The sequence below is a fragment of the Streptomyces sp. NPDC021020 genome, assembly GCF_044333285.1.
Classification (GTDB): Bacteria; Actinomycetota; Actinomycetes; order Streptomycetales; family Streptomycetaceae; genus Actinacidiphila.
In genome coordinates this window covers 295,238-321,582 of record NZ_JBIRQQ010000001.1, presented here as the reverse complement: position 1 = coordinate 321,582, position 26,345 = coordinate 295,238, and the positions used below count along the sequence as shown (strand labels likewise).

At 71.9% G+C, this 26,345-nt stretch carries 20 protein-coding genes, 2 tRNA genes, 4 pseudogenes and 1 CRISPR repeat array; of the genes and pseudogenes, 15 read left to right on the top strand and 11 right to left on the bottom strand.

The features are described from left to right. Positions 1-23 precede the first annotated feature (23 nt). Both ACH4SL_RS01440 and cutA read left to right on the top strand, forming a co-directional pair. On the top strand, positions 24-1,292 hold the full coding sequence (locus tag ACH4SL_RS01440; protein ID WP_398441246.1) for a hypothetical protein: 1,269 nt from the start codon (positions 24-26) through the stop codon (positions 1,290-1,292). A gap of 133 nt (positions 1,293-1,425) precedes the next feature. Next, on the top strand, positions 1,426-1,752 hold the full coding sequence (gene cutA / locus ACH4SL_RS01435) for a divalent-cation tolerance protein CutA (RefSeq protein WP_398441245.1): 327 nt from the start codon (positions 1,426-1,428) through the stop codon (positions 1,750-1,752). 3 nt (positions 1,753-1,755) lie between these two features. Here the strand turns inward: cutA and ACH4SL_RS01430 are convergent, their stop codons facing one another. The 3 genes and pseudogenes from ACH4SL_RS01430 to ACH4SL_RS01420 all read right to left on the bottom strand — a co-directional run bounded on the left by ACH4SL_RS01430 (position 1,756) and on the right by ACH4SL_RS01420 (position 4,265). Beyond that, positions 1,756-2,043 carry a hypothetical protein gene (locus ACH4SL_RS01430; RefSeq protein ID WP_398441244.1) on the bottom strand — a complete coding sequence of 96 codons (288 nt, stop codon included), beginning with the start codon at positions 2,041-2,043 and terminating at the stop codon, positions 1,756-1,758. A 280-nt stretch (positions 2,044-2,323) separates the two neighbouring features. Beyond that, on the bottom strand, positions 2,324-2,860 hold the full coding sequence (locus ACH4SL_RS01425) for an NUDIX hydrolase (protein WP_398441243.1): 537 nt from the start codon (positions 2,858-2,860) through the stop codon (positions 2,324-2,326). A 71-nt stretch (positions 2,861-2,931) separates the two neighbouring features. Beyond that, a pseudogene (locus ACH4SL_RS01420) lies at positions 2,932-4,265 on the bottom strand (transcriptional regulator). A gap of 179 nt (positions 4,266-4,444) precedes the next feature. Between ACH4SL_RS01420 and ACH4SL_RS01415 the strand changes: the two are divergent. The 5 genes from ACH4SL_RS01415 (at position 4,445) to ACH4SL_RS01395 (ending at position 9,624) form a co-directional block, all read left to right on the top strand. Then, positions 4,445-5,359 (top strand): ATP-binding protein, encoded by a 915-nt coding sequence (locus ACH4SL_RS01415; protein WP_398441241.1) that lies wholly within the window; start codon positions 4,445-4,447, stop codon positions 5,357-5,359. A 110-nt stretch (positions 5,360-5,469) separates the two neighbouring features. After that, positions 5,470-6,291 (top strand): hypothetical protein, encoded by an 822-nt coding sequence (locus ACH4SL_RS01410; RefSeq protein WP_398441240.1) that lies wholly within the window; start codon positions 5,470-5,472, stop codon positions 6,289-6,291. Then, on the top strand, positions 6,260-8,392 hold the full coding sequence (gene tmk, locus ACH4SL_RS01405; RefSeq protein WP_398441239.1) for a dTMP kinase: 2,133 nt from the start codon (positions 6,260-6,262) through the stop codon (positions 8,390-8,392). Before ACH4SL_RS01410 ends, tmk begins: the two co-directional genes overlap by 32 nt. Continuing rightward, the gene (locus tag ACH4SL_RS01400; protein ID WP_398441238.1) at positions 8,389-8,703 is read left to right on the top strand and encodes a MazG-like family protein; all 315 of its coding nucleotides are present in this window, start codon (positions 8,389-8,391) and stop codon (positions 8,701-8,703) included. The genes tmk and ACH4SL_RS01400 overlap by 4 nt, the downstream gene beginning before the upstream one ends. Before the next feature lie 117 nt (positions 8,704-8,820). Then, positions 8,821-9,624, top strand: coding sequence for an aminoglycoside phosphotransferase (locus ACH4SL_RS01395; RefSeq protein WP_398441872.1), 804 nt, complete (start codon positions 8,821-8,823; stop codon positions 9,622-9,624). Between the two features lie 85 nt (positions 9,625-9,709). On the opposite strand, the gene ACH4SL_RS01390 is transcribed toward ACH4SL_RS01395, so the two are convergent. The 4 genes from ACH4SL_RS01390 to ACH4SL_RS01375 all read right to left on the bottom strand — a co-directional run bounded on the left by ACH4SL_RS01390 (position 9,710) and on the right by ACH4SL_RS01375 (position 13,344). After that, a tRNA-Lys gene (locus ACH4SL_RS01390) sits at positions 9,710-9,782 on the bottom strand. Between the two features lie 91 nt (positions 9,783-9,873). Beyond that, positions 9,874-11,937, bottom strand: coding sequence for a DEAD/DEAH box helicase (locus ACH4SL_RS01385; protein WP_398441237.1), 2,064 nt, complete (start codon positions 11,935-11,937; stop codon positions 9,874-9,876). A 323-nt stretch (positions 11,938-12,260) separates the two neighbouring features. Further along, entirely contained in the window at positions 12,261-12,788 is a 528-nt protein-coding gene (locus ACH4SL_RS01380; protein ID WP_398441236.1) for a hypothetical protein, read from the bottom strand. Positions 12,789-12,993: 205 nt separating this feature from the next. After that, entirely contained in the window at positions 12,994-13,344 is a 351-nt protein-coding gene (locus ACH4SL_RS01375; RefSeq protein WP_398441235.1) for a metallopeptidase family protein, read from the bottom strand. Between the two features lie 135 nt (positions 13,345-13,479). On the opposite strand from ACH4SL_RS01375, the gene ACH4SL_RS01370 reads away from it, so the two are divergent. Beyond that, a tRNA-Glu gene (locus ACH4SL_RS01370) sits at positions 13,480-13,555 on the top strand. Positions 13,556-14,400: 845 nt separating this feature from the next. Here ACH4SL_RS01370 and ACH4SL_RS01365 read toward each other — a convergent pair. From ACH4SL_RS01365 to ACH4SL_RS01355, 3 genes and pseudogenes are all read right to left on the bottom strand, one after another. Next, positions 14,401-14,511 (bottom strand): annotated as a pseudogene (locus ACH4SL_RS01365) (hypothetical protein); the annotation flags it as partial. A 329-nt stretch (positions 14,512-14,840) separates the two neighbouring features. Next, positions 14,841-15,149: pseudogene (locus tag ACH4SL_RS01360) on the bottom strand (recombinase family protein); the annotation flags it as partial. A gap of 1,164 nt (positions 15,150-16,313) precedes the next feature. Next, a CRISPR array of direct repeats spans positions 16,314-17,806; the repeat unit is 29 nt; unit sequence GTCCTCTCCGCGCGAGCGGAGGTGTCCCG. 282 nt (positions 17,807-18,088) lie between these two features. Next, positions 18,089-18,340: a hypothetical protein gene (locus ACH4SL_RS01355; protein WP_398441234.1), complete on the bottom strand. Its 252-nt coding sequence runs from the start codon at positions 18,338-18,340 to the stop codon at positions 18,089-18,091. Between the two features lie 64 nt (positions 18,341-18,404). Between ACH4SL_RS01355 and ACH4SL_RS01350 the strand changes: the two genes are divergently transcribed. The 4 genes and pseudogenes from ACH4SL_RS01350 to ACH4SL_RS01335 all read left to right on the top strand — a co-directional run. Then, complete coding sequence (locus ACH4SL_RS01350) at positions 18,405-18,980, top strand: hypothetical protein (protein ID WP_398441233.1); 576 nt, start codon at positions 18,405-18,407, stop codon at positions 18,978-18,980. Further along, positions 18,974-19,348, top strand: a complete 375-nt coding sequence (locus ACH4SL_RS01345; RefSeq protein ID WP_398441232.1) for a pilin — start codon at positions 18,974-18,976, stop codon at positions 19,346-19,348. Before ACH4SL_RS01350 ends, ACH4SL_RS01345 begins: the two co-directional genes overlap by 7 nt. Before the next feature lie 80 nt (positions 19,349-19,428). Next, positions 19,429-21,141 carry a hypothetical protein gene (locus ACH4SL_RS01340; protein WP_398441231.1) on the top strand — a complete coding sequence of 571 codons (1,713 nt, stop codon included), beginning with the start codon at positions 19,429-19,431 and terminating at the stop codon, positions 21,139-21,141. After that, a pseudogene (locus tag ACH4SL_RS01335) lies at positions 21,138-21,347 on the top strand (PrgI family protein); the annotation flags it as partial. The gene ACH4SL_RS01340 and the pseudogene ACH4SL_RS01335, both read left to right, overlap by 4 nt. On the opposite strand, the gene ACH4SL_RS01330 reads toward ACH4SL_RS01335, so the two are convergent. Next, positions 21,294-22,196 (bottom strand): hypothetical protein, encoded by a 903-nt coding sequence (locus tag ACH4SL_RS01330; protein WP_398441230.1) that lies wholly within the window; start codon positions 22,194-22,196, stop codon positions 21,294-21,296. The pseudogene ACH4SL_RS01335 and the gene ACH4SL_RS01330 overlap by 54 nt on opposite strands. On the opposite strand from ACH4SL_RS01330, the gene ACH4SL_RS01325 reads away from it, so the two are divergent. From ACH4SL_RS01325 to ACH4SL_RS01315, 3 genes are read left to right on the top strand one after another with little or no spacing between them, the layout of a single operon-like run. Continuing rightward, positions 22,195-23,088, top strand: coding sequence for a VirB4 family type IV secretion system protein (locus ACH4SL_RS01325; protein ID WP_398441229.1), 894 nt, complete (start codon positions 22,195-22,197; stop codon positions 23,086-23,088). The two genes, ACH4SL_RS01330 and ACH4SL_RS01325, sit on opposite strands and share 2 nt — an antisense overlap. A gap of 39 nt (positions 23,089-23,127) precedes the next feature. After that, entirely contained in the window at positions 23,128-23,892 is a 765-nt protein-coding gene (locus ACH4SL_RS01320; protein ID WP_398441228.1) for a hypothetical protein, read from the top strand. Positions 23,893-23,906: 14 nt separating this feature from the next. Then, positions 23,907-26,336 carry a type IV secretory system conjugative DNA transfer family protein gene (locus ACH4SL_RS01315; RefSeq protein ID WP_398441871.1) on the top strand — a complete coding sequence of 810 codons (2,430 nt, stop codon included), beginning with the start codon at positions 23,907-23,909 and terminating at the stop codon, positions 26,334-26,336. The last annotated feature ends 9 nt before the right edge of the window (positions 26,337-26,345 follow it).

Sequence of the window (26,345 nt, the reverse complement as noted above, 5' to 3'; positions counted from 1 at the left end):
TCCCACACTCCGGTGTGTGTGCGGTGGGTGACGAGGAGCGCGGCCACCGCGTTGGCGGATCTGATCTCGCCGCGTTCGACGATGAACGGGACGGGTATTCGCTGCGGGCGCCGGTGGACGGCCCGAACGCGCTGGTGTACCAGCAGAGCGACGCCCTGGGCCTGGCCAACCGCGCCACCGACGACACCAGCGCTGCTTTACCGCCTCCGCGCCATGAGCGCCGCGCGCCCCCACCCACCTCCGGCCAGTGCGGGGTCTCGCCTTGCCGGTCGGGACGGCGAAATCGAAGGCGCTCCGGAACGGCAAACCAGTACATTGCCCGCATGGTCACAGCAACAGCGCCCGAACCCGACCCATCCGATCAGCAGCAGACGCCGGTACGCGGCCTCGGCCGATCATGGAAAGTGGGTGCGGACATCAGCTCTTGGCCAGTACTGAAGATCGCGCAGGCAGCTCGCCACGCCCGGGATCTTGAGTCAAGGCTCCAGATCTGGGCGGCGAACGATCCTGTGGCCACCGAGGGGAGTCTCGCTAAAGATGGACGGAGGTGGGAGCTGCGGCTCAAGATCCGCACTTATCCCCCACTGCTGGAATGGGCCCTCGTCCTCGGCGATTGCCTGCACAACCTACGAAGCTCGCTTGACGGGCTTGTCTGGCAGTTCGCGCACATCGACGGCCGTACGCCTCCAAATCCGAGGGCTCTACAGTTCCCCGTAATTCGCGACCAGTCCAAGTGGGCCGACGCAAGGAAGCGGAACCTGCAGACCGTCCCCGACCTGGTAGCCGAACGGATCGAGCTTTTGCAGCCGTTCAATCGGCCCGCTGAAGACATATCGAAGGATCCCCTTGTCTTGCTGTCCGATCTCAACAACACAGACAAACATCGCTCCAACATGGTTGTGGAGACCAAAATCCACGGGATCTCACAACGAATGCAGGTTGTGTTCGAGAATCCAGAGAAAGCAAATCAGAACCTGCCGCCGCGACTAATTCTGCACGCTTCGCCGATATCAGATGGCGGCCTTGTGATGGAACTCGAAACACGCAATCCAATGACTTCCGTGATAGGCGAATTCTCTCCTTCCTTCCAATTCACATTGGAAACGTCCAACGGTCATGCAGAAGTGACGTCCACGTTGAAGCAGTTGGCTGACTATGTAGGCCAGGTAGGGGCATTCGTCACTGAGGGCCCGTCCGATCCTTCTGAGGAGGGGTGGGTGCCCATGACCTTTAGGCAGGAGGGTGACCGGGTGATTTCAGGAGAGAGTGATCCCTTGAACGGTCACGCTTGAACCCTGTACGCATGTGCGCCTTCGGAATGGCGGGGAGCTTTCGTCATGTCCGCCGAGGTGCAGTCGCCCGAGCCTCGTGTCATTAGTTTTGAGCACGGAGTAGCGACCAGGCGGCCTCGGTTATGCTCCGGGCATGACCGACTTCGTGCAGGTGTCGACCGCTACCGAGACGCGCGAACAGGCTGTCCGGCTCGCGGAGTCGGCCGTGCGGGGGCGGCTTGCGGCGGGGGCGCAAGTGGTGGGGCCGGTGGTGTCGGTGTTCTGGCACCGAGGGGAGTTCGGGACCGGTGAGGAGTGGCAACTGCTGCTCAAGACCACCGCTGCGCGGTATCCCGCGCTGGAGGCGCATCTGCTGGAGCAGCATCCGTGGGAGAAGCCGGAAGTGGTCGCGGTGCCGATCGTGGCCGGGTCGGAGGCGTACCTGCGGTGGGTCGCGGACAGCACGGAGCCGGACGCGTAGGCGTCAGACCGCTACGGCCTTCTCCAGCACCGCGTCCACCGCGGGGAGGCCCCGGCTTGAGGAGAGGTGCCAGGCGGGCGGGGGGACGGAGGCGATGCCGTGTGCGTGGTCGAGGGCGCGGTCGGCTGTGGCGGCGGCTTGTTCGGCTTCGCCTGCGGTGAGGTAGGAGTCGCCGAGCCAGGAGAGGTAAAGGGCTTTGTCGCGGGCGTAGGTGTCGTCGTAAGGGGCGAGGGCGGACTCGGCTGCGACGAAGGCGTGCTCGCACTCGGTGGCGCGGCCCCGCGACCGCACAGGCCCAGGCGAGGCCTTCGTGGAGGAGGGCGCGTACTCCGGCGGGGGCCTCCGGGCCGATCGTGGCGCAAGACCGGGCGGCGATCTCGACTCCGGCTTTCTGGTCGCCGCTGACGGCCTGGAAGGCGAGGAAGGCGAGTGCGTTTCCGGCAAGGTCGTTGTCGCCGGGTCCGCTACAGAACACCGGGTGTCACCACGTCCGCTCACGCATCGCTCATGCATTCAGCGCGAGAACCTCGACCGGAGGGACCGCTGGATCAAGGCGCGCGATGGCGGCTCCCTACCCTCCGGCGTGCATCCGGTGCAGCAGGAGAAGCGCGGCCACCGCGTTGGCGGACCTGATCTCGGCGCGCTCGATGAGGGACGGGACGGCGGCCAGCGGGACCCACTCACGCCGGTCGGATTCGAAGTCGTCCTCGGGGTGGCCGACGTATTCGGCGGAGGTGGACCAGTAGACGTGGTGGCGGCCGTCGGCAAGGCCGTTGGAGGGCTCGACGGTCAGCAGGTGCTGGAGCGGGCCGGGGCGCCAGCCGGTCTCCTCCAGCATTTCGCGAGCGGCTGCCGCCTCGATGTCCTCACCGTGTTCGACGACCCCGGCGGCCAACTCCCAACCCCACGAGTCGGTGATGAACCGGTGCCGCCACAACAGCAGTGCCTCACCGGCCTCGTTGACGACGGTGGCGAGGGCGACCGGGCGCTGCCGGATGACGTAGTGGTCGAGGTGACGACCGTCCGGCAGCTCGACGTCCGCGAGGTTCAGGGTGAGCCACGGGTTCTCGTAGACGGTCTTCTCGCCGTGGTTCTTCCAGACCGACACGTGCTCACTCCGTACCTGATCGCCTGCCGCGGTGCCAGGGACGCTATCGCACCGGACAGCCGCTGTGCCCGTCACAGCGGCAGCGAGAGGGAGGCGTCGATCTGCTCGACCGCATCGCGGCCGGCCGCAGAACCGTGGTCGGCGAGCAGACCACGGAGTTTGGCGAAGCGGTCCCGTAGCCGCCGCGACTCCTGCCCTTTGGCCAGTTCCAGCGCGTCCAGGCTGTGTACGGCGGCCTGTTCGGGACTGCCACGGCCGAGGTCGGCCGTGGCGAGGGTGGCCATACGGTGTACCGAGCCGCGGGCGTGCGCGCGGGCGCGCACTGCCTCGGTGGCATACGTCTGGGCCGGAGCCCAATCACCCAGGCTGATGAGGGCCTCCGCCAACTGCGCTTCGACCAGGCCAGGCTGTACGTAGCCCAGCTCGACCGGCTCGTCAGCGGGGCGGATGCGCGCGGCGGCGGATTCGGCGAGCACCATGCAGCGGTGGGCGGCGGCCTGGTCCCCATGCGAGAGAACGCCTTGGCCTGCATGGCGTACAGATCGGTGGCCAGCGCCGGGGACATGTGAGCACCCGCGGTACGGACACCGGCCTCGGCAAAGGCCACTGCCTGCCGGAAATCCCGTACGAACACAGCCTGGTTGACCAGCAGCGCTATGACATAGCCGCCGAAGGCACGATCACCGGACGCCTTGGCAAGACGTAACGCTTGGTGGAAGTAGCGTTGCGCGAGCCCCTGGGCGTCCGAGTCGTACGCGCAGATACCGGCAACGGCCGCCAACCCACCGACTGCACGGTGGAGTTCACGCCCTGTGGCATCGGTGTAGGCACCCCTGACGAGCGGGGCCGTGTGCTCGGCGAGGAACCGTACGACCCGGCCCCGTGTGGCGACCCCACCCGTCTGGCGGTACATCGCCTCGTAGTGCGTACGGGCGAGGCGTAGCACTTCCACGTCGGCACGGCCCACGTGGAGGCTGCCGGCACGCGAGACGTCCAAATCCTCCGGCGGGTTCTCCCACTCCCAGACCGGGCCGATCGCGGCCATGCCGGTGAGAAGTGGGGCTCGCACGAGTTCCTCGCGCTGCTGCCCGTCTCCCCGCCACAGCGCGGTGGACCGCTCGATGAAACCCGCCAGCGGCGAGGCGTGTCCGCCGTTCCCGGGAAGGCCCATGCCGATGTCGTCGAGGCTCACCGGCCGACCCAGGCGCGCGGAGAGAACGTCGCAGATCAGGTCGGGTGCGATACCGCGTGGACGTTGGCCACGCAGCCAGCGGATCACCGAGGAGTGGTCGTAGCGCATCTGCCTGCCCCGAGACCTGCCTGCGGCGTTCACCCGCGCGGCCAGACCGACACGGGACATGCCGGCTTCATCGAGCAGGGCGTCGAGCAGTGTGTTCGGCTCCATGTAGTCCTCGCATCACTCAGTGCAGCCGAGCGTATCCAACCCGCCTTCACACAGTGTGTGTTCGCGGACCCCGCGCTTGGACCCCGCGCACACTCCCGCCAGGCGGGCGGTCGGCGGAACCTCTTCTCATCGCCCCGTCACCGGCGTGCTCCGCCCCATCCCCGAAGGGTCTCCCTGACATGTCACACAGCACCGCGCCGGGTACGACGACCTCCGCTGCTCCTCCAGCCCGGCCGAGCGCGAGCGACCTGTGCCGCGCCCGCAGCCGTGACTTCCGCGTGTCGGCAGACGAGGCGGCTGTCACGGCGGCCCGGCGTGAAGTGCTCAACGTGGTACGCGGATGGCGCGTGCCGTTCACCAACGCGATGTTCGACGATCTGGGCCTGCTGACCGGCGAGATCGTCACCAACGCAATCCGGCACGCCGAAGCCCCGTGCGTCGTGGCCGTGCGCTGGACCGGCACCCGGGTGCGGGTGGAGGTGACCGACGCCAGTCCCGTACGGCCGAAGCCGCGGCACGGTTCGCCGGACGCCGAGGGCGGGCGGGGGCTGCTGCTCGTGGACGCGCTCGCCGCGGATTGGGGCAGCGCCGACGACCCCGCCGGAAAGGTCGTCTGGTTCGAGGTCGGAGCCCGCGAGCAGCCTCCGCCGTGGAGCACGCCGGGGACGTGGACGATCACCACCACCGACGGCACCGTCAACGAGGGCTACCTGCCCGAATGGGCCGAGGACGACCCCACCGAGGTAGACGTCCCGCCCGACGAGCTGGCCCAGCGGCTGGCCCTCGTCAACCACCGCACCTTCTTCGAAGGCCCGCTCATGCCCGTCATCGCCCCCGGCCTGTGGGACGGGCCCCAGGACGAGCCCGTCCTCGAAGGCAGCATCGACTGCAACCCCCACGACCCCGACCCCCGCCACCGCGTCCCCGCCGTCAACCTCCAGCTCGCCGAAGGCCGCTGGATCCTCGGACTCGACCCCCACCAGCTCACCGAGATCGCCGCCAAGCTCCGCGAGCACGCCGACCTCTTCGACCAGAAGATCTGCCCCGCCCTCGTCGCCGCCCGCGACGACTGGGCCGCCCGGCATTCGAGGTGACGTCGAACGAGCCGTTCGTGCCCGCGCGTACGCGGAGAGCGAGCAGACTGCCGAGTACGCCCGGCCGGACACCGCCGGGCGCCCACGGACGCACGGCGAAAGGCGCCACGATGACCACCACCCTGCTGACCGATCACCCGGCGTGGGCGACCGGCCCGGACGGCGCCGCGTGCCGCCTCGTCGTCAGGGGCGCCGGTGCCTGGTTCGTGGCGTGGGACGGCACCGCGCCGGCCACGTCGCAACTGGGCGGGCCGCTCGCCGGCGAGCGCGTGGAAGCGGTCGCGACGGAACCGGCGCAGCTCCCGGCGGACGCCCCGCGGCCCCTCACGAAAGCGCTGGCCCGCCTGGGGACGGTGCACCGCCTGCCGTCGCCGACGCTGTGGGAGGCGATCACCAGCGGTCTCCTGCGGAAGATCATCCGCGCTCCGCAGGCTCGCGCCCTGTACCAGCGGTGGATCACCACCTACGGCCCCTCCTGGGACACACCGGCCGGGGTGATGCACAGCGTGCCCGGCCCGCGCGAAGTTCTGGAGCTGGCCGAGGAGCACTTCGCCGTGATCGGTGCCGCACTGCACCGCAAGGCTCTACCGGCCGCTGCGGCGGCCTACTTGGAGCACGGCGAGGTCTGGGGCCGGCTGTCCCCCGACGACATGGTGAAGGCCCTCCAGGAGGTACCGGGCATCGGCCCGTGGACCGCGGCCTGCGCCGCCGCGGACTTCACCGGCGACTACTCCGTCTACCCGCACGGCGACTTGGCGGTGCGCACCTGGGCGGCCAAAGCCGCCCCATCGGCGCCGCTGCCCGAAACGCCACGCAAGTTCGAAGCCGCCTGGTCCCGGTGGGCACCGGACCGGCCGCAACTTCACGCCCTGACCACCTACACACTCGCGTGGGGGATCCATGCCCGACCACCCGTTACGCCACGTCCCTGACCTGATCGCCGGTGCCGACCCGGAACGGCCCCTCGATCTGCTCCTGATCAACGCGCCGCTGCGGGACTACTCGCTGCGGCCGCGCCTGACCGACTACACCCTGCCGGTCATCGGCATGGGGTACATCGCCACCTACGCCGCACAGGCCGGCCACAACATCGGCCTTCTCGACGCCGAGGCGCACGGCCTGGGCATCGAGGAGACGGTCCGGCTGGCGAACGAGGCCGCGCCGCGCTGGGCCGGGTTGAACCTCCTGGCACCCACCTACGAGCTGTCGGCGAGGATCGCAGCGGGCCTGGGCGACGACGTACAACTGATGGTCGGGGGCCACCACGCCAAGGCCGCCCCGGAAACCGTGCTCGCCGACCCTCGTATGAGCCGCCTCGCCGCGCTGGTCGTAGGTGAGGGCGAGACCCGCGTGACGGCCCTGCTGGACGACGCCGGGCGGCGCGCGGAGCTGCCGGGGGTGATGTGGCGCGACCGGATCCTCGATACACCCGTCGAGGGCGTCGAGCACGACCCGGCCCGCGTCCGGCACTGGCTGAGCCCGGACATCGACGAGCTGTCCCTGGACCGTGCGTTCCTGCCGCAGGACCCATACCTGGCGGGCGACGGCAGACGCGAGGCGAACATGGTCGGGGCGCGGGGCTGCCCCTACGACTGCTGGTTCTGCGGCGCGGCTGTCAGCAAGAACCCGGACCTGACGATCCGCACCCGTACCCCGGACACCATCCTCGCCGAGATGCACCAGCTCGCCGACGTCCACGGTGTGAGCGCCTTCCGCTTCGTCGACGACCTCTTCCTCGGTGCGCGCCGCATCATCCACCCGATGACGGACGCGTTCACGGCGGACGGGGTCGGGGAGCGGTGGGTGTGGGACGCGACGGGCCGGATCAACGTCCTGGACCGCGAGGACGACGCGATGCTCGACACCCTCGCCGGCTCCGGCATGCGGGAGGTGGCGCTCGGGATCGAGTCCGGGAGTGACCGGGTGCTGGCCGCGATGGACAAGCGGATCACCGCCGACATGACGCTGCGGGTCGCCGAACGGCTGATGCGGCGCGGTGTGAACGTGAAGGGCTACTTCATCCTGGGCTACCCCTCGGAGCGGGCGGAGGACTTTGCCGCGACGCTGACGCACATCCGGCGCCTGTGGGACCTCGCCGACCGGCTGCCCGGAGGATTCCGTGCCTCGGCCTTCGAATTCCGGCCCTATCCGGGCTCGCCGGTGTGGGACAAGCTCCTGGCGGCGGGGTACGACCCGGCCGCCATGACCGCCTATGCCGACGTCGACCTGACAGATCTCGGCGCGGACGAAGCAATGAGGCAACGCGACGAGTTCGCGTTCAGCGTCGGTATCCAGTTCGCCGGCACCCCGCTGCCGCAACTGCGCGAGGCCCTGGCCCAGATCGCCCGTGAGCAGCACGGGCTCGACGGTGACCGCATGACGACCGGACGCTTCATCACCGTCGACGGCCCTGGCGGCGTCGGCAAGTCCACGACAGTCGCTGCCCTGGTCCAAACGCTGGCGAACCGCGGGGAGCACGTCCACGCGACGACCGAGCCCTCCCGCTCCACGCTGGGCCGGTTCATCCGCGAGAACGCGGACGACTACAGCGGGGCGGCGCTGGCCTGCCTGGTCGTCGCCGACCGGCATCACCACCTGGCCCACGAGGTGGTCCCGCGCCTGGAGTCCGGCGTCACCGTGGTGAGCGACCGGTACCTCGCCTCGACACTCGTCGTGCAAGCACTCGACGGTGTACCCCAGCAGTACCTGCTCGACCTGAACGCCGGCATGCGCATGCCGGACCTCGCGGTCGTCCTCGGCGCGGACCCCCGGCGCATCGCCGCCCGAATCGCCGGACGCGGCGCCACACACCGTTTCAACCGGGCGCCGGACTTCCCCGCGCGCGAGTCGGCGCTGTACGCGGAAGTGGTGGTGATCCTGCGCGGCATGGGCGTACCTGTCCTCGTGGTCGACACGACCACCACACCCGCCGGTGTGATCGCTGAGCAGATCGCGGCCTACGCGCCCGCCCGGCTCGGTAGCGTCGCCCCTGATCTGGAATCCGCACGGACGCAGGGAGCACCGCCGTCGTGAACGACGAGATCTGGACGAAAATCCACCAGCTCGTGCAGTGGCTGGACGACAAGGACAACGCGACGCCCGCACAAGCGCGGCTGCTGCGTCTCCTCAAGGTCCAGGAGGAGGTCGGCGAGGTGGCCCAGGCGGCGATGGGCGCCGTCTCCGCCAACCCCCGCAAGGGGCACAGCCACACGTGGGAGGACGTCCAGAACGAGCTGTGCGACGTAATGCTCAGCAGCATGGTCGCGCTGGCGACGCTCACCCCCGACGCGGCGAAGGTGTTCGAGGAGCGGGTGAACATCATCACCGACCGGTCACTGGCCTAACGACGGTCCTGTCCCGTCGACCGCTCGCAGCCTTCTTCGGGGTGCCGCCCCGGTCGTACCCTGGCCGGGGGCGGCACCCCCATTCCCCGAGCAGCCGAGGAACCGCGCGTCGTGTCCATGTCCCGAATCCCCTTCGCGCAGCTTCCCGCCGTCGTACGCCGGGCCGTCGCCGACAAGACCGGCGCCGTGCGCCAGGCGGCGACCTCGCCTGGCGGAATGAACTCCGGGGTCGCCTCCGTCCTCGACACGGACGGCGGGCCGGTCTTCGTCAAAGGCATCCCGACCGCGCACCCCCAGGTGGGTGCACAGCGCCGCGAGGCAGCGGTGGCTCCGCACCTGCCCTCCTCCTGCCCGCGCCTGTACTGGCACCTGGAAGTCGGCGGCTGGAGCCTCCTCGGCTACGAGGTAGTCAACGGCCGCCACGCGGACTACACGCCCGGCTCCCCGGACCTCCCCCTCGTGGAGGCGGCACTCGCCGACCTCCAGGGGATCAGCGCACCGGCCGACGTCGAGATCAAGCGGGCGGTGGACCGGTGGGCGGAGTACGCCCCGCCAGGCACGCTGCACCACTTCGACGGCGATACGCTGCTTCACACCGACTTCGCCCCGGACAACGTCCTGATCGCCGACGGCCGGGCCCGGCTCATCGACTGGGCCTGGCCGACACGCGGCGCCGCCTGGATCGATCCCGGCGCCCTGGCGCTGCGCCTCATGGAGGCCAGGCACACGGTCGAAGCGGCAGTCGCTTTCGCCTACCGCTTCCCGTCGTGGCGCGACGCGACTCCTGCCGCACTCGCGGCTTTCGGCGCGGCGACCGCGTCCTTGTGGCGGGAGATCGCCGAGCAGGACGGCGCGGAATGGAAAAGCGCGATGGCGGACCACGCCGCAACGCTGGCCCGCGGCCTGGACGCGTACCCGTAGCCCGGACACGGCTGTGCCCCGACCGTCGAAGACGATCGGGGCACTGAACCTGCAGGTCCGCGACCCCCGAAGGGGTCAGACCGGGTAGGCCGTGTGGGACTCGAACCCACAACCAGAGGATTAAAAGTCCCCTGCTCTGCCAATTGAGCTAACGGCCCGCACCCGACAGCATAACCGGGTCGTCGGGGCGGCTCAGCAGGGTTACCGGGTGTCGGGGCGGGGCCCCGGCACCCGGTGGGGGGGGTGGGGTCAGCCGTTGCGCTTCCAGCGGGGCTTGCGGTCGTCGCGGGCGTAGGTGGGGCGGGAGTCGTCGCGGCGGTCGTAGGAGGACGGACGGCGGTCGTCGCGGTTGCCGTACGACGGACGGGAGTCGTCGCGGCGGCCGTAGGCCGGGCGGCGGTCGTCGCGGTTGCCGTAGGAGGGGCGGGAGTCGCGGCGGTCGTCGCGGTTGCCGTACGCGGGGCGGGCGTCCCGGCGCTCGTACGACGACGAGGACGACGGGCGGCGGTCGTCGCGGCGGTCCCGGTCGTACGACGGGCGGGTGTCCCGGCGGTCGTACGAGGACGAGGACGACGAGGAGGCCGGACGGCGGTCGTCGCGGTTGCCGTACGACGGACGGGCGTCCCGCCGCTCGTACGACGAGGACGACGACGGGCGGCGGTCGTCACGGCGGTCGTCACGGCGGTCGTCACGCCGGCGGTCGTCACGGCGGTCGAAGTTGCCGCGGTCGTCACGGCGCTGGTACGCCGGGGCGGGCTGCGGCTCGGGGACCGTCGCGGCGGCCAGCGCCTCCGCGGCCTCGGCGGCCTTCGCCGCGATCGCCTCGTCCGGGTCCTCGCCGCGCTCGCGGGCGGAGCGGGCGGTGAGGCGGTCGGCCTCCTCGCGCAGCTCCGTGGCGCGGCGCTGGACGCGCTCCAGCTGCCGGGTGAGGTCGGCGACCTCGCGCTCGGCCTGGGCGGCGGCGCTGTGGACGGCGTCGGCCTGGACGTCGGTCAGCGAACGGGCGCCGGTGATCCGGGCCACGTCCTCGTCGAAGACGCCCGCGCCGCCGATGATGTGCCGCGAGGCGTCGACGCCCGCGTCCTCCATCAGCCGGAAGATCTGCTTGCGCTGGTGCGGCAGGGCCAGCGACACGACGGTGCCGGAGCGCCCGGCGCGCGCGGTGCGGCCGCTGCGGTGCAGGTAGTCCTTGTGGTCGCCGGCCGGGTCGACGTTCAGCACCAGGTCGATGCCGTCGACGTGGATGCCGCGCGCGGCGACGTCCGTCGCGACCAGGACGTTGACCTGCCCGTGCTTGAAGTCCTCCAGGGTGCGGGTGCGCGCGCCCTGGGTCATGCCGCCGTGCAGCGCGTCGGCGCGCACGCCGGACTCGATGAGCTGCTCGGCGACGCGGTCGGCGCCCATCTGGGTGCGGACGAAGATGATGGTGCGGCCCTTGCGGGCGGCGATCGCGGCCGTGACCGGCGCCTTGTCCTTGGGCTTCACGACCAGCACGTGGTGGGTCATGGTGGTGACCGCGCCCTGGGCGGCGTCGACCTCGTGCGTGACCGGGCTCACCAGGTAGCGCTTGACGAGGGAGTCGATCTCGTTCTCCAGCGTCGCGGAGAACAGCAGGCGCTGGCCGCCGGCCGGGACGAGGTCGAGGATCTCGGTGACCTCGGGCAGGAAGCCCATGTCGGACATCTGGTCGGCCTCGTCCAGGACGGCGATCCGCACCTGGTCGAGGACGGCCGCGCCGCGGTTGATCAGGTCGCGCAGCCGGCCGGGCGTGGCGACGAGGACGTCGACGCCGCGCTCCAGGGCGTAGATCTGGTTCTGCATGGACGTGCCACCGCAGACGACCTTCATCTTCAGGCCGAGGACGTCGCCGTACGGCTGGAGCGCGTCGGCGACCTGCATGGCCAGCTCGCGGGTCGGGGTGAGGATGACGCCGCGCGGGTGGCGCTTCTCGGTACGGCCGCCGGCCAGCTGGGTCAGCAGCGGCAGGCCGAAGGACAGCGTCTTGCCGGAGCCGGTGCGGCCGCGGCCCAGGATGTCTCGGCCGGCGAGGGCGTCCGGGATGGTCGCGGCCTGGATCGGGAAGGGGGTGACCACGCCGTTCTGGGCCAGCTTGCGGACGATCTCGTCGCGCAGGCCGAGGTCGGCGAAGGTGACGCCGGGCTCGGTCGCTTCGACGGTCTCGGCGGCGGGCTCTACGGCCTCGTCGGTGGCCTCTACGGCTTCGGCCACCGCTGCGGTGACCTCTTCGGTGACGTGGGCCGCGTCGGCGGCGTACTCGGGCATGGCGGAACGGTCGGCATTGTCAAGGGACATGCGAAAGCAAAACCTCTCGGAGACTTACGGCACGCGCCAGCTCCACAGGTTTGCTTACGACCGCCTCGATGCGGTCAGCCACAGGAGATGAGGAACGCGCCACGCGGCGCGTTACGGATCAGGCGCCAGGCAATGGGATCAGGGGATCAGGAGATCAAACGATCTACCAGCATACGCATGCCGCACCGCTTTCGCGAATCCCTTTCGAGGAGGGCTGCTGACCTGCGTATCTGCGTATCCAGGCCAAGGATACGGGACGCGGGCGGCTTGCGCTCGGGGCTGTGGTCAGGGCTGTGCCCGGGGCTGTGGTCAGAGGGCTGTGCTCAGGGCTGTGACGTGGCCTCGCCGGACCCGCCCGGCGGCGCGGTCGTGGACGGCGGGTCGTCGGGGGGCGGCGCGGCGGTCGTGCCCTCCGCCGGGGGCGCGGCGCTCGACGGCGGCTCCGCGGTGGGCGGCGTCCCGGCGGTGGGCTGCGGCTCGGAGGCGCCGTCGCGGGGCGGTACGGGCTGGTGGGCGGGCGTACGGGAGCCGCGCGGGCCCGCGGGGGCGGACGGCGAGCCCTCCTCCGCCGCCGGCTCCGGCTCCCGGGAGGGCGCTTGCGCGACGGGCCCGCGCCCCGGTGCGTCCTCCGCGGGCGCGGCATGTCCGCCGGCGCGTACGGCCGCGCTCCCGGTCGCGGTGACCGGCGCGGAGTGACCTTGCTCACCCCCCGCGCTCACGCACGCCGCGACGCCGGCGGCGAGGACGGCCACCAGCACGGCGGACCGCACGGACGCGGCGCCCCGGCGGTGCGGGTACGGGAGCTCGGGCGCGGGCGCGGGCGGGGGCGGCGGCGGGGGCGCTGGGGGCATCGGGCACGGACCTCTGGCTCGGCTCGGGTGCGGCTTTGGTGCGGCTGGGTGCGGCTCGGGTGCGGGAAGGCGCACGCGCGCTGCGGACGTACGACGCCGTGTCCAACGCCGCGGCGCCCGCCAGGACACGCACGCGGCCGTTTCCGCGTCGGCCCGGGGGCTCCGTACGAAGCGCGGGGCCGCGCCTCCCGTGGCCCGTCGCGCCCTACCCGTAACCCAGCTCATGCAGCCGCCGGTCGTCGATGCCGAAGTGGTGGGCGATCTCGTGGACGACGGTGATCTCCGTCTCCTCCACGACCTCCTCCCGCGACGCGCACATCCGCAGGGTCGGCCCGCGGTAGACGGTGATGCGGTCGGGGAGGACCCCGGCGTACCACTCCCCGCGCTCGGTGAGCGGCGTGCCCTCGTACAGCCCCAGCAGGTCCGGATCCCCGGCGGGCGGCTCGTCCTCGACGAAGACGGCGACGTTGTCCATCAGGCGGGTCAGCTCGACGGGGATGCGGTCGAGGGCTTCCCCGACCAGCTCCTCGAACTCCTCACGGCTCATCTCCAGCACCCGCCCATTCTCCCGCCCACCCGCGCCCCCACCCCCTCCCCGCCGCACCGAAAGGGTTTTGGCTAACCCCCCGCCCATCCCCTAAGCTTCTGACGTCCCCGACGCACGCCGCGAGGCCCCGTCGGCAGGCCCTCAGCCCTCATCGTCTAGTGGCCCAGGACGCCGCCCTTTCAAGGCGGTAGCACGGGTTCGAATCCCGTTGGGGGCACCACAAATCCCTGCACGACCGGCGTCCCGCCCGGCTGCGGGCGCGCTCTCCTCGATCCTTTCGGCGGCCGACGCCAGGTCCGGCAGGGCGTGGGCGGGCAGGGTGACGCTGATCGTCACCGCGTCCGAGTCGAGGTGGAGCCTGACCCGAAGCCTGACGATCTCGAACAGCGGCCGAAGAAGACGTTCCGGCGCGTTCGCCAGGTTCAGGGCCACATAGGGCACGGCGTCCAGCAAGGCCGCGTCGTCCTCCGTGGGCCCTTCGGGAGCGGCTACGGCGTCCAGCTCCCCGATCTCCCCGACGAGCCGCGTTTTGTCGGCCGCGAGCCGGTTGAAGCTCTCGCGCAGCCCGGCGGCGAAGGGGTCCCCGGGCACACAGTCCTGGGCCTGGGCGAGAAGGTTGTCCTGCCAGCGGGTCGTCTCGTCGAGAGCGCGCTGCAGGCGCTCGCGTTCCCGGTCTCGCTGCCGGGCGGCGGTGTCGTCGTGAGTGGCGAGTACAGCGAGAAACAGCTCTCGGCGGCGGGGGCCGAAGAGCCGGTCGCCGAGGAAGTCCGAGACAGCCCCGAGAACGAGGTCCTCGCGGATGTAGACCGACTTCGGATGCCCTTCCAGGACCTCCCGGCGGCCCCGGTTGTTCGCCTTGGGCCAGCAGGAGTAGTAGGTCCGCGTCGGCCGCCCGTTGCCGAGCATCCGGCGGTCGCACCCGCAGATCATCATGCTCCGGAAGAGATACGTCCGGCGGGCGTGGGGATCGCTGCTCACGCCGCCGCCGGGGCGGGTGCCGTGCTCCTGGCGGCGGGTGTCGTTGATCTCGTCGAACATCCACTGGGGAATGAGCGGTTCGTGCACCGGCTCGGGCGACCAGACCCACAGGGCGGGGTCGTTGCGGGCGCCGTGCCGGGAACGGGTCGCCCGGCGGTTGAAGACCTGGTAGCCGGTGTATTTCGGGTTGTGGAGGATGTCGTAGACCGCCGACCTGCTCCACGCCCCCGGGCACGCTCCGGCCCCCCGGGCGGCTCCGGGGGAGGGTAGTGGTCGGGGTCGGCGTCCAGGCGGTCGGCGATCTGGCCGTAGCCGAGGTGCTCGTAGTAGCGCCAGTTACCCATCTGGGTGACGGCCTCCCCGCGCATCTCCGCAGGTTCGAGGCGCGTCTTCGTGGCCCCTTTGGCAGCCTTCGCGGGGTTGGGGTGCCGGTACTGCCGTGCCGTGTGGCCGTAGGGCGGCTTGCCAATGTTCCAGCCGTCCCGCACGTGCGTACACAACCCGCCCCAGGACATCTCCAGGGTGTTCAGCACCTCGTACTCGGCAACGGACTGGTTGATGCGCCGCATGAGTATCTGCTGCGCCCGCCCGCCGTCCAGTTTGATGGGCTCGTTGGACGCAAAGAGCGGCACCCCGGCCTTCTCCAACTCCCGCTCGATCGACAGCCCTTCGAACATCCGCCGAGCCGTCCGCGCCACCCCCTCGCAGATGACGACGTCGAACCGGCGGTTCGGGCGGGTGGCCTCCGCCAGGAGGTCGGCGATGCCGCCGTCGCGGGCAATGGGGATGTCGAACCGCTCGTAGCCCCGTTTGTGCCCACGGGCTTCCAGCTCCATCCGCCCCGACTCGACGTCGTAGAAGTGGCAGACGATCGCCCATGCCTCGGGCAGCGCGCCCTTGCTGTTGCGCAGTTGCCGGATCAGCGACTGCCGCGGATCCTGCTGGTCCTCGGTGGAGGTCCGCCCCAGCCACGCCACCCGTACTTCGCCGTGCAGCAGGGCGGTGGGCATACCGAACGGCGAGACGGCCAGATCGGAGAGCGGGGACGTCGGCGGCCTGGATGATGTTCGCTGAGCAGGCGGATTGTGTGCAGACTTCAGGTAGTTGTCGGTGGTCATACCGCGGTGTCCTCGTGTTTCCCAGAGGATTCCCCGGCGGCGATGCGGGCTTCCGCCGCCCACCGCAGCAATTCGCGCACCGCGACAGCCAGCTCGCCCCGCAAGCGCTCCCCTGCGGCGCCGCCGAGGGTGGTCACGTGCCCGGTGAAATGGCGGACACGGCCGCGCTCACTGTGCCCAGTGTACGACCAACTTCCCTGACCGGCCGGGGAATCGGTCTCCCGGCCACGGTCCTCATTCGGCCTTTGCCGTGGCGAGACAGGTCCGTTGTTCGCGACGGTGGAGTCTGCCCTATTCTCGGCGCCCACCACGCCTCACCTCTCGCATTTCGAGAGTCCCGGGCCTGGTCCGACTGAAACCGGAAAGCATTGATCACGGCCAAGGACTGGGGCTGTTTGGCGAGTTGTACCGACGCCGCCGGGAGGAACCGAGTCCGTATCGCTCACAAGACACTCGGCCTTGTGCCGCCGCCGCGGCGTAGGCGAAAGCGGGTCGCCTCCGGGAACCCTGCCCGGCCATGGCTCTCGCGCCGACACGGAACCTGTCGCCAGCGCGACGGGCTCCGCCGACACCAAGATCGCTACCCGGGAATGGAAGCGTGCGGGACCTCGGATCCACGGCATGACGGTCCTTTCGGGCTCGGGCAGTCGGTGCCTGACAACTCCAAGGCCCTCGTACTGCCCGCCGTTGGACACGGTGGCTTCGAGGAGATGGCGAATACGCCGCCCTGATCGCCCGGAGGACTACGCCCTCGCACCAACGTGGGCCCCTAGACTCACGCTCATGTACCGCCCTGACGCAACCGGCACGTGCGCGCAGCAGAGCCGGATGAGGCCGAGCAAAGAAACTGCAAAGCCCTCCTAACGCCCCAGGTCAAAAAGTGTCCTCTCCGCGCGAGCGGAGGTGTCCCGATCACGTCGTGGCGGGACAGCGCCCGTACGGCGTCCTCTCCGCGCGAGCGGAGGTGTCCCGGATCGCAGGCATGAACGCCATCCCCGTCGTCAGTCCTCTCCGCGCGAGCGGAGGTGTCCCGATCGCCGAGCGACGCGAGGCCGCAGCCGATCGGTCCTCTCCGCGCGAGCGGAGGTGTCCCGGCCCTAGTGCGGATCGGGTGCGGCTTGGCCTTGTCCTCTCCGCGCGAGCGGAGGTGTCCCGGCCTGGAACAGCGAGCTGTTCGCCTTGCCGGTGTCCTCTCCGCGCGAGCGGAGGTGTCCCGCGCAGGACCCGCAGAGCGGCCAGGGGATCGCCGTCCTCTCCGCGCGAGCGGAGGTGTCCCGGCTTCGGGGAGTTCGCCCGCGTCTTCCCCCTCGTCCTCTCCGCGCGAGCGGAGGTGTCCCGCCGCGGGACGAGACCATGCAGGACCTCATCCGGTCCTCTCCGCGCGAGCGGAGGTGTCCCGATGTTCATGGGCGCGGGGCCGGTCGCGTTGACGTCCTCTCCGCGCGAGCGGAGGTGTCCCGCTGACCCACGCCTCGTCGGTGTACTTCTTCCAGTCCTCTCCGCGCGAGCGGAGGTGTCCCGTCGTCACGGTTGGGCTCTTCTTGACTCGGCGTGTCCTCTCCGCGCGAGCGGAGGTGTCCCGTCGACGTAGGTCCCGGTGACGTCGAAGGGGGGGTCCTCTCCGCGCGAGCGGAGGTGTCCCGTTGATCCACAGGTAGGTCTCGGGCGGGAAGCCGTCCTCTCCGCGCGAGCGGAGGTGTCCCGGCGTTCGTCCGCCGCGCGAACGCACTGAAGATGTCCTCTCCGCGCGAGCGGAGGTGTCCCGCCGCGGGCGCTCGCGGGCAGCGTGGCCGTGGCGCCCTCTCCGCGCGAGCGGAGGTGTCCCGCGGGTGTACGCGGGCGGGATGGCCTCGGTCAGGTCCTCTCCGCGCGAGCGGAGGTGTCCCGACGCGGGCGACGGGGTCGCTGTGGATGAGCTCGTCCTCTCCGCGCGAGCGGAGGTGTCCCGTCGGGGGCGGCCACGACGGTGCCGCCGATGCCGTCCTCTCCGCGCGAGCGGAGGTGTCCCGCGGTAATGGGGCGGGCCGGGAACCGGGTCCGGGTCCTCTCCGCGCGAGCGGAGGTGTCCCGGGCCAGTGTCAGTGCCAGGGCGCCTGCGGCAAGTCCTCTCCGCGCGAGCGGAGGTGTCCCGCACTGCTCCAGCAGGACGGCGAGTACGCGGCGGTCCTCTCCGCGCGAGCGGAGGTGTCCCGATCGACGCGGCGACCATGCACCTCATCGACGAGTCCTCTCCGCGCGAGCGGAGGTGCTCCGTCGTCCCATTGCAGGATCGATTCGGCGAGGCGGTCCTCTCCGCGCGAGCGGAGGTGTCCCGTGGCTGGTCGAGGCGAAGGTCGCTGCGGCGACGTCCTCTCCGCGCAAGCGGAGGTTTGCGATCAGGCCGACGTTCAGCTCCGGCGCTCGATGGTGAAGAAGCAGCTGACGAATGGACAAGAGGCCACGTCAAGCGGCCTCAGATGCTGGGTGGAAACTGCTCCCGCCCGCGGTAATTCCCCTTCCCGCACAGCGGTATGAGGCCGCCCTACTACCTGCTTAAAGAGAACCGTCCTGGTCCCGCCAGGGCGGTTTCTTGGCGTGGGTCTGGCTCGGTGGTGGGCGTCAGCTAGTCGTCGATCGAGGAGGCGCCGCGGTATGGGTGCTCGACGTGTTGGAAGCGATCAGCAGGGGTTGCGGGATCCGTTGCCGCTGGACAGCGCGAAGGTGTCGTTCGCGTTGTTGGTGGCCGGGCCGTCGCCGTTGGCGTTGAACGGGCGGAAGTTCAGTGGGCTGCCCAATCGCAAGATGGCGCTGGACGAGGTCAGGGAGCGGATGTTGCGGCGGCGGTGCCCGGCCGCCACCAGGGATGCGGTGTGGGCGTACATGGTGCGGCGGTCGCGGCGGGAGGGGGCGGCGTGGACGCTGGCGTGCACCGGGATGGCGTTGCCGGCGTTGAGTGGGGTGGCGCGGTGGCTGGGGGCGCGGTTTCCGGGGGACGTGTTCGACGTGCACGCCGAGGTCCTGGCCGGGTTTCTGGGTGGGCTGGCGACGGTGGACCTGGGGCGGCCGCACGTGCTGCCGCGGTTGCGGTGGGCGGCGTACCGGCAGGGGTACGCGGCGCTGATGGAGGCGCTGGACGCGCCGGTGCCGGTGAGCGGAAGCGGGTTCCGGTCCGTCGCGCCGCGGTCGCCGGTCGGGCATCCGGATCTGGTGCTGACCCGGGCGGTGCGGGCAGCGGTGGTGTCGCGGGGCGAGGCGGACCTCATCGGGGCGACCCGGTTGGAGGAGATGCCGGTGGCCGCGTGGGCGGACCGGCACGGGACGACGGTGGGGGCGGCGTACAAGGCGCGCAGCCGTGCGGAGGCCCGGCTCGTCGCGTTCATCCGGGACGAGTGCCGGGCGGCTGACGCGGACGACCCGGCGGCCACGGCCGCCCTGGACCGGCTGCCGGGCCAGCCGCGGAAGGGCAGCGACGGCGTGTCCAAAACGGGCGCGGATCCGGGCCTGGGGAAGCGCGGGAGCACTTCGCCCGCCCCGAACCGCCCGATACTCCGGGAAGGCCACCGATGCTGATACCTGCTGCCCGTTCCTCCCGCCGCAAGATCCGCCGCCGCGCGCTGACGGTCACTGCCGCTGTTTTCGTGCTGTGCGCGCTCGGCGTGCCGGCGGCCACGGCCGCCGAGCCGTCGCAGGTGCTGGCCCTCGCCAATTCGGTCGGCACCGTGCTGAACAACATCCGCAACTGGATCATGGGCATCCTCGCCGGCCTGGCGACCGTGTTCCTGTCGATCGGGGGCGTCCGCTACCTGATGGCGGGCGGCGACCCCGGCGAGGTCGAGAAGGCCAAGACCGCTTTCAAGAGCGCCGGGTGGGGTTACGGTCTGGCCGCGCTCGCGCCGCTCATCGTGCAGATCCTCAAGGGCATCGTGGGCGCCCAGTGACCACCGCTTCTGCCGCGCCGGGCCGCCGTGCCCGGCGCGGCTCCCCCGTCCACCGGCGGCGTCGCGCGTTGGCTGCCGCCGTGGCGGTCACCGTGACGGTCGTCGTCGTGGGCGGGTTGCCCGCGCGAGCCGACCCCGTACCGTCACCGGGTCCGACCACCACGACGACGGCCACGGCCCCGCCGACCACGACCGCACCGCCGAGCGCCACCCCCACGCCCAGCCCGTCCCCCTGCGCACCGCAGGACTGCATCCCGCAGCCGGGCAGTTCGGCGCCCGCCGAGGAGCCGACGCCGGGGGCGACATCCCCGCCGCCGGACGCGGGCGGCGGGCCCGGCGGGATCACCGGGTGGATCACGAAGGGCATCAACGCCGCGATCGGCGCCTTCTTCAAGACGATCATCACCGCGGCGCTGAATCCGCTGCTGAAGCTGCTCGGCGACATCCTGCTGGCCACGCCGAGCCTGTCGTCGCTCCCGCGGGTCGGGGAGCTGTGGCAGAACTCGTGGGAGATCGTGCTCGCGGTCTACGCGATCCTCATCGCGCTCGCCGGGATCGTGCTGATGTCGTACGAGTCCTTGCAGAGCCGCTACTCGGTCAAGGAGATCGCCCCGCGGATCCCCGTCGGCCTGCTGGCCGCCGGGCTGTCGCTGTTCCTCGCTGGCAAGGCCGTCGACCTGGCCAACGCGCTCTCGCACGCCGTGATGGGTGCCGGGGCGGACGGCGAGGGCGCGGGCAACACGCTGGCTACGTTCGTGCTGAGCAGCTTCGTGCCGGGCGCGGACCTGTTCACGGACATCATGTGGGTCGTCGTCATCGGCGTGCTGGTGGCGCTGCTGATCACGTACGTGGTGCGGGTGGCGCTGACGGTGATCCTGGTCGCGGGCGCGCCGCTGGCGCTGATGTGCCATGCGCTGCCGCAGACGGACGGGATCGCCCGGTGGTGGTGGCGGACGTTCGGCGGGGTGCTGGCGATCCAGGTGGCGCAGTCGCTGACGCTCATCACGGGGATCCGGGTCTTCCTGAACTCCGGTGGGCTCGCCGGGAAGGGGCTGTTCGGCGGGGTGTCGAGCGGGCTGGTCAACCTGCTGGTGACGCTCGCGCTGACGTACATCCTGTTCAAGATCCCGTTCTGGATCCTGGGCTCGGTACGCGTCGGGCAGGGGCGGTCGTTCGCCGGGCGGGCCGCGCGCGCGTACCTGATGTACCAGACGCTGGGGGTGCTGCGCGGCGCCGGCGGTCCCGCTCATGGAGGGCGTGGTGCGTCTCCCCGGCCAGGAGTCGGCGGGGTGCCGCAGCGGCCGGGCGGCGGGCCGGTCCCAGTGGCGCCTCGGCGGGCGGTGAACCCGGCGGCAGCCGCGCCCGCCGCCCGTCGACGGCCGCCCTGGCAGCCGGTGTTCCGGGCGCCGGGGCACAGCCCGCAAGCTGCGGCATCTCCGCGCCGGGCGGCCGGTCCACCGCCCATGCCGACGTTCCAGGCCCCGGGCGCCGCAGGGACCCCCTCCCCTGTGCCGCGGCCCGTGCAACCGCCGGGTCAGCCGACGTTCCGCGCTCCGGGTGCGCCCGCGCGGGTGCGGGCCGCGGCTCGGCCCGCGGGTCCACCGCCCCGGCAGCCGCTCTTCCGGCAGCCGGTCCCGGCAAGCCCGGTGCAGCCCCGGCGGGTGACGGCACCGCCCCCACCCGCAACGTTCCGCGAGCCGAGCCCGCCGCGCCCGCGGGCCCGCGCCGCGCCAGCACCCCCACCACCCCGCCGTACCAGCCGCAGCACACCGCCAGGAGGTGATCGCCGGTGAGCCAGCCCGTACGCATCCCGGCCGACGTCGACCGTGAGGACACCGTCGTCGCGAACCTCACCGCACGCCAGCTGCTCATCCTCGCCGTCACAGGTGTCGTCCTGTACGGGACGTGGTTGCTGAGCCGGGGCTTCGTTCCCGCGGCGGTGTTCCTACTGGGCGCCGTCCCGGCAGCGGGGGCCGCGACCTTCCTCGCGCTGGGGCGGCGCGACGGGCTGTCGATGGACCGGCTGGTCCTGGCCGCGGTACGACAGCGCGCGTCCGCTCGGCTGCGGATCGCCGCCCCGGAGGGCACGGACCCGGCACCGACCTGGCTCGCGGGGCGGATCACATCCGGTGCAGAGCACGCCATTCCAGCCGCGGCCAGCCCGCCGAGCCTCCCCGTCAGCGGCGTGAACGAGGCGGGCGTGATCGACCTCGGCTCCGACGGTCTGGCCGCAGTCGCGGCGTGCGGCACGGTCAACTTCGCGCTGCGGACGCCTACCGAACAGGAGGCCCTGGTCGCGGCGTTCGGCCGCTATCTGCACTCGCTCACCGCCCCGGTGCAGGTCCTGGTACGAGCCGAGCGCCTGGACCTGTCCGCGCAGATCGCCGAACTCCACGCGCAGGCAACAGGATTGCCGCACCCGGCGCTGGAGGACGCGGCACGCGAGCACGCCGACTTCCTCGCGGAGCTGGGGCGTTCGTCGGTCCTGCTGCGCCGCCAGGTCCTGCTCGTCCTGCGCGAGCCCCTCGGCGCCACGGCCCCCACCGACGGCCTCGGCGGCGCCTCGCCGCTGGCCGCGCTCGCGCAACTGCGGGCGGCCCGCCGTTCCGGCCCCGTGACCGAGGCCGCCCGGCGCGCGGCGGAGAACCGCCTGGCCCGGCGGTTGGGCGAGGCAGCAGAGCTGCTGGGCCCGACCGGCATCACCGTCACGCCGCTGAACGCCGACCAGGCCTCTGCCGTCCTGGCCGCGGCCTGCAACCCGGACACCCTCCTCCCGCCCTCCACCGAACTGGTCGGTCCGGACGACGTCATCACCGGAGCGGGCCCGAGGACGGAGGGAAACAGCCATGAGGAGGAAGCGCACCCCGCAACGGCAGCGCACCTCAAGCGCCTTCGCCCCCGACACCCTCGCCGTCACACCCCGCCGGCTGGAGGTCGGCACCGACCACGTCGCGTCCTTCGCCGTCACCGGCTATCCCCGCGAGGTCCACCCCGGCTGGCTCCAGCCGCTGCTCACCTACCCCGGCCGCGTCGACGTCGCGCTCCACGTCGAGCCCATCGACCCCGTCACCGCCGCGAACCGCCTCAAGCGCCAGCTGGCCAAGATGGAGTCCGGGCGCCGCCACACCCAGGAGCACGGCAGGCTCCTGGACCCGCACGTCGAGGCGGCGACCGAGGACGCGTACGAGCTGTCCGCCCGCGTGGCCCGCGGCGAGGGCAAGCTCTACCGCGTCGGCCTGTACCTGACCGTCCACGCCGCCACCGCCGAAGCCCTGGCCGACGAGGTCACCGCCGTACGGTCGCTGGCCGCGAGCCTGCTGATGGACGCCAAGCCGACCACGTACCGCAGCCTCCAGGGCTGGGTCACATGCCTGCCGCTCGGCCTGGACCCGATCCGGATGCGCCGCACCTTCGACACCGCCGCGCTCGCGGCGAGCTTCCCCTTCACCAACCCCGACCTGCCGCCGCCCGACCCGGCGAGCACGACCGCGCCCAGCGGCGTGCTCTACGGCTACAACATCGGCTCGCAGGGCCTGGTCCACTGGGACCGCTTCGCGCTCGACAACCACAACTCCGTGGTCCTGGGGCGCTCCGGCGCCGGGAAGTCGTACCTGGTCAAGCTCGAACTGCTGCGGTCGCTCTACCGGGGCATCGAGGTCCACGTCATCGACCCCGAGGACGAGTACGCCCGGCTCGCCGCCGCGGTCGGCGGCACGTACGTCCACCTCGGCGCCGGCTGACCGGCGCGCCCCCTCTGCCCCTGCTGCGAAGGGCTCACCATGCCTCCAGCACCATGCCCCTCCTCCGACCGACGACCCTCACGGCTCCTGACGCAGAACCGCGAGATGCGCGCCATCGGCGTCTGGAACTGGACGCTCCCGGCCTGGGCCGGACGGCTGCCCGACGGGCGCACGTACAACACGTGCCCGTCCGCCGGGATCTGCCGCCACGTCTGCTACGCCCGCCACGGCACCTACCGCTGGCCCCAGGTCCGCGCCAAGCACCACGCCAACCTCGCCTTCGTCCTCGACGACCTGCCGGGATGGGAGCGCGCGATGACCGCCGAGCTGGGTGCCCGCCGCTTCCACGCCGGCTGGGTGCGGATCCACGACAGCGGCGACTTCTTCTCCGACGCCTACCTGCTGGCGTGGCTGCGTGTCATGCGGGCCCGGGACACGACCGGCTTCTACGCCTACACCAAGGAGATCGCCCGCTTCCGCACGCTCGTCGAGCCCGACCCGCCCGACAACTTCCTGTGGGTCTACAGCTTCGGCGGCACCCAGGACGCGGCCCTCGACCTCGCCCGCGACCGCGTCGCCGACGTCTTCCCCGACGAGCAGGCCGTCCGCGACGCCGACTGGAACTCCCAGGAAGCCAACGACCTGCTGGCCGTCCTCGGCCCGCGGCTCGTCGGGATCCCCGCCAACCGCATCCCGCACTACCTCAAGCGCCTCGGCACCAGGACCTTCCGCACCTGGCAGGCCGAGGTGGACGCCGAGCGCCGCGGGCCCGGCCCCTCCCCTGCACAAGGGCACGTGGCGTGAACCCGGGAGCCTGCATGCCGCGTACGGCCGCGGGCACCTCGCCGCTGGGCCGCTTCCTGCTGGACCCCGGCGGCACGCTGCACGAAGCTCTCGGGCACGCGACCGGGACGGCGTACGCGTGGGCGCCGATCGCCGCTACGGTGCTCATGGCCGCCGTCGGCGCAACCGTGGGGGGCCACCGGTGGTGGCGCCGACGGTTCCGCCGCGGTCTGGCCGTCGATGCCCGGCTGGTCACCATCCTTCCCCCACCGGGCGCCGACCCCGCGGGCGCCGCAGCGCTCTGGGCGAACCTGCTGGGCCTGCTCCGTCCGGCATGGCGCCGCTTCTGGGCCGGGCAACCGCACCTGGCCTGGGAGTACGTCTTCGACCGCGAGACGATCCGCATCAGGGTGTGGGTGCCCGGCGTCGTCCCGCCGGGCATGGTGGAGCGGGCGATCGAGGCGGCCTGGCCCGGTGCCCGTACCCGGACGACGTCCGCGGAAAGCGGCTTCCCTACCAGGAAGGGCGCAGTGGAGGCTGCGGGCGGCGAGCTGCGGCTGGCCCGTACCGAAGCGCTGCCGATCCGTACGGACTTCCCCGCCGACCCGATCCGCGCGCTGCTCGGCGCTCCCGCGGGGCTCGGGGCGGACGAGCGGGCCGTCGTGCAGGTCCTGGCGCGGCCGGTGACCGGCCGTCGGGTGAAGCGGGCCCGCCGCGCCGGGAGCGGGGTCCCGGCCCGTGCGGTCGCCCGGCTGCTGGACCTGCTCACCCCCGGCCCGAACCGTCCGGCCCGCTCTTCACGCCCGGTCCAGGAGCGGCAGACGGCGCTCGCGACCGCCGCGGAGGACCGGGCGATCGTGGCCAAGCAGCGCGGGGCGTCGTACGAGACCCGGATCCGCTACGCCGTGACCGCCGCCCGGACCGCCGCCCGGAGCACATCCCGGCAGGCGGCCCTGCGCGGACGCGCACACGCCCTCGCGGCGGCCTTCTCGGCGTACACCGAGCACAACTACTACCGCCGCGCACGCCTGCGCCACGCCCGGGAACGCGTCGACGAACGCCGCCTCGACCGCGGCGACCTGCTGTCCGTCCCGGAGCTGGCCGCCCTCGCGCACCTGCCCTGGGACGACGCCGTGCCCGCCCTGCAACGCGCCGGAGCCCGGGCCGTCCCGCCGCCACCCGGCGTACCCACCACGGGCGCGGGCGTCCGCCCCATCGGTCTGACCGACTCCGGCCACTCCCGGCCCGTCGGCCTGCGCGTGCCTGACGCCCGCCACCACCTGCACGTCCTGGGCGCCACCGGCTCCGGCAAGTCCGAACTGCTCGCCCGCATGATCCTCGCCGACGCCGAGGCAGGACGCGGCCTGGTCGTCGTCGACCCCAAGGGCGACCTGATCACCGACCTCCTGATGCGCCTGCCCGAGGACGTCGGCGACAAGGTGACCCTCTTCGACGCGGGCAGCAAAGCCCGCCCGCCGGTCCTCAACCCGCTCCAGGGCGAGGACTCCGCCGCCACCGTGGACAACCTCGTGTCGATCTTCTCCCGCGTCTACGCCGCCTCCTGGGGCCCGCGCACCGACGACATCCTGCGCGCGGGCCTGCTCACCCTGCGCGCCCTGCCCGGCACCCCGCTGCTCAGCGACCTGCCCCAGCTCCTGACCTCGCCGGCCTTCCGGCAGCGCGCCACCGCCCAGATCCACGACGACATCCTGCGCGGCTTCTGGTCCTGGTACGACGACCTGTCCGCCCCCGCCCGCGCCCAGGTCACCGCCCCGCTGATGAACAAGCTCCGCGGCTTCCTGCTGCGCCCCTTCGTACGGGCCGCCCTGGCCGGCGGCCCGTCCACCGTGAGCATGGACGCCGTCCTCGACGGCGGCATCTGCCTGGTCCGCATCGCCAAGGACGCCCTCGGCACCGAGACCGCTCACCTGATGGGCTCCATCGCCGTCGCCGCCACCTGGCAGGCAGCCACCCGCCGCGCCCACATCCCGCAGCCCCGCCGCCACGACGCGGGCCTCTACCTCGACGAGGCGCACAACTTCCTCAACCTCCCCTACGCCTTGGAGGACATGCTCGCCGAAGCCCGCGCCTATCGGCTGTCCATGACCCTCGCCCACCAGCACCTGCGCCAACTGCCCAAGGAACTCGAAGAGGCCGTCAGCACCAACGCCCGCACCAAAATCTTCTTCAACGCCTCCCCCGAGGACGCCCACCGCCTCGCCCGCCACACCGAACCCCGCCTCACCGCCCACGACCTGTCCAACCTCGACGCCTTCCACGCCGTCGTCCGACCCGTCCTCCACGGCGCCGAAGCCCCCGCCTTCACGGCCGTCACCGAGAAGCTCCCGCCGCCCGTCCCCGGCCGCGCCCGCCTCATCCGCGCGGCGGCCCGCCGCAACGCCCTGCCGCCGTCTGATCCCGCGCCGCAGCCCACCGCGGCCGCGGACCCCCGCCGCACCCCCTGATCCCCCCGG

Bases quoted from the DNA above. Each gene is read 5' to 3' on its own strand.
- cutA (WP_398441245.1), top strand. From the start codon at position 1,426: ATGACCGACTTCGTGCAGGTGTCGACCGCTACCGAGACGCGCGAACAG.
- ACH4SL_RS01415 (WP_398441241.1), top strand. From the start codon at position 4,445: ATGTCACACAGCACCGCGCCGGGTACGACGACCTCCGCTGCTCCTCCA.
- ACH4SL_RS01410 (WP_398441240.1), top strand. From the start codon at position 5,470: ATGACCACCACCCTGCTGACCGATCACCCGGCGTGGGCGACCGGCCCG.
- tmk (WP_398441239.1), top strand. From the start codon at position 6,260: ATGCCCGACCACCCGTTACGCCACGTCCCTGACCTGATCGCCGGTGCC.
- ACH4SL_RS01395 (WP_398441872.1), top strand. From the start codon at position 8,821: ATGTCCCGAATCCCCTTCGCGCAGCTTCCCGCCGTCGTACGCCGGGCC.
- ACH4SL_RS01385 (WP_398441237.1), bottom strand. From the start codon at position 11,937: ATGTCCCTTGACAATGCCGACCGTTCCGCCATGCCCGAGTACGCCGCC.
- ACH4SL_RS01380 (WP_398441236.1), bottom strand. From the start codon at position 12,788: ATGCCCCCAGCGCCCCCGCCGCCGCCCCCGCCCGCGCCCGCGCCCGAG.
- ACH4SL_RS01345 (WP_398441232.1), top strand. From the start codon at position 18,974: ATGCTGATACCTGCTGCCCGTTCCTCCCGCCGCAAGATCCGCCGCCGC.
- ACH4SL_RS01325 (WP_398441229.1), top strand. From the start codon at position 22,195: ATGAGGAGGAAGCGCACCCCGCAACGGCAGCGCACCTCAAGCGCCTTC.
- ACH4SL_RS01330 (WP_398441230.1), bottom strand. From the start codon at position 22,196: ATGGCTGTTTCCCTCCGTCCTCGGGCCCGCTCCGGTGATGACGTCGTC.
- ACH4SL_RS01320 (WP_398441228.1), top strand. From the start codon at position 23,128: ATGCCTCCAGCACCATGCCCCTCCTCCGACCGACGACCCTCACGGCTC.
- ACH4SL_RS01315 (WP_398441871.1), top strand. From the start codon at position 23,907: ATGCCGCGTACGGCCGCGGGCACCTCGCCGCTGGGCCGCTTCCTGCTG.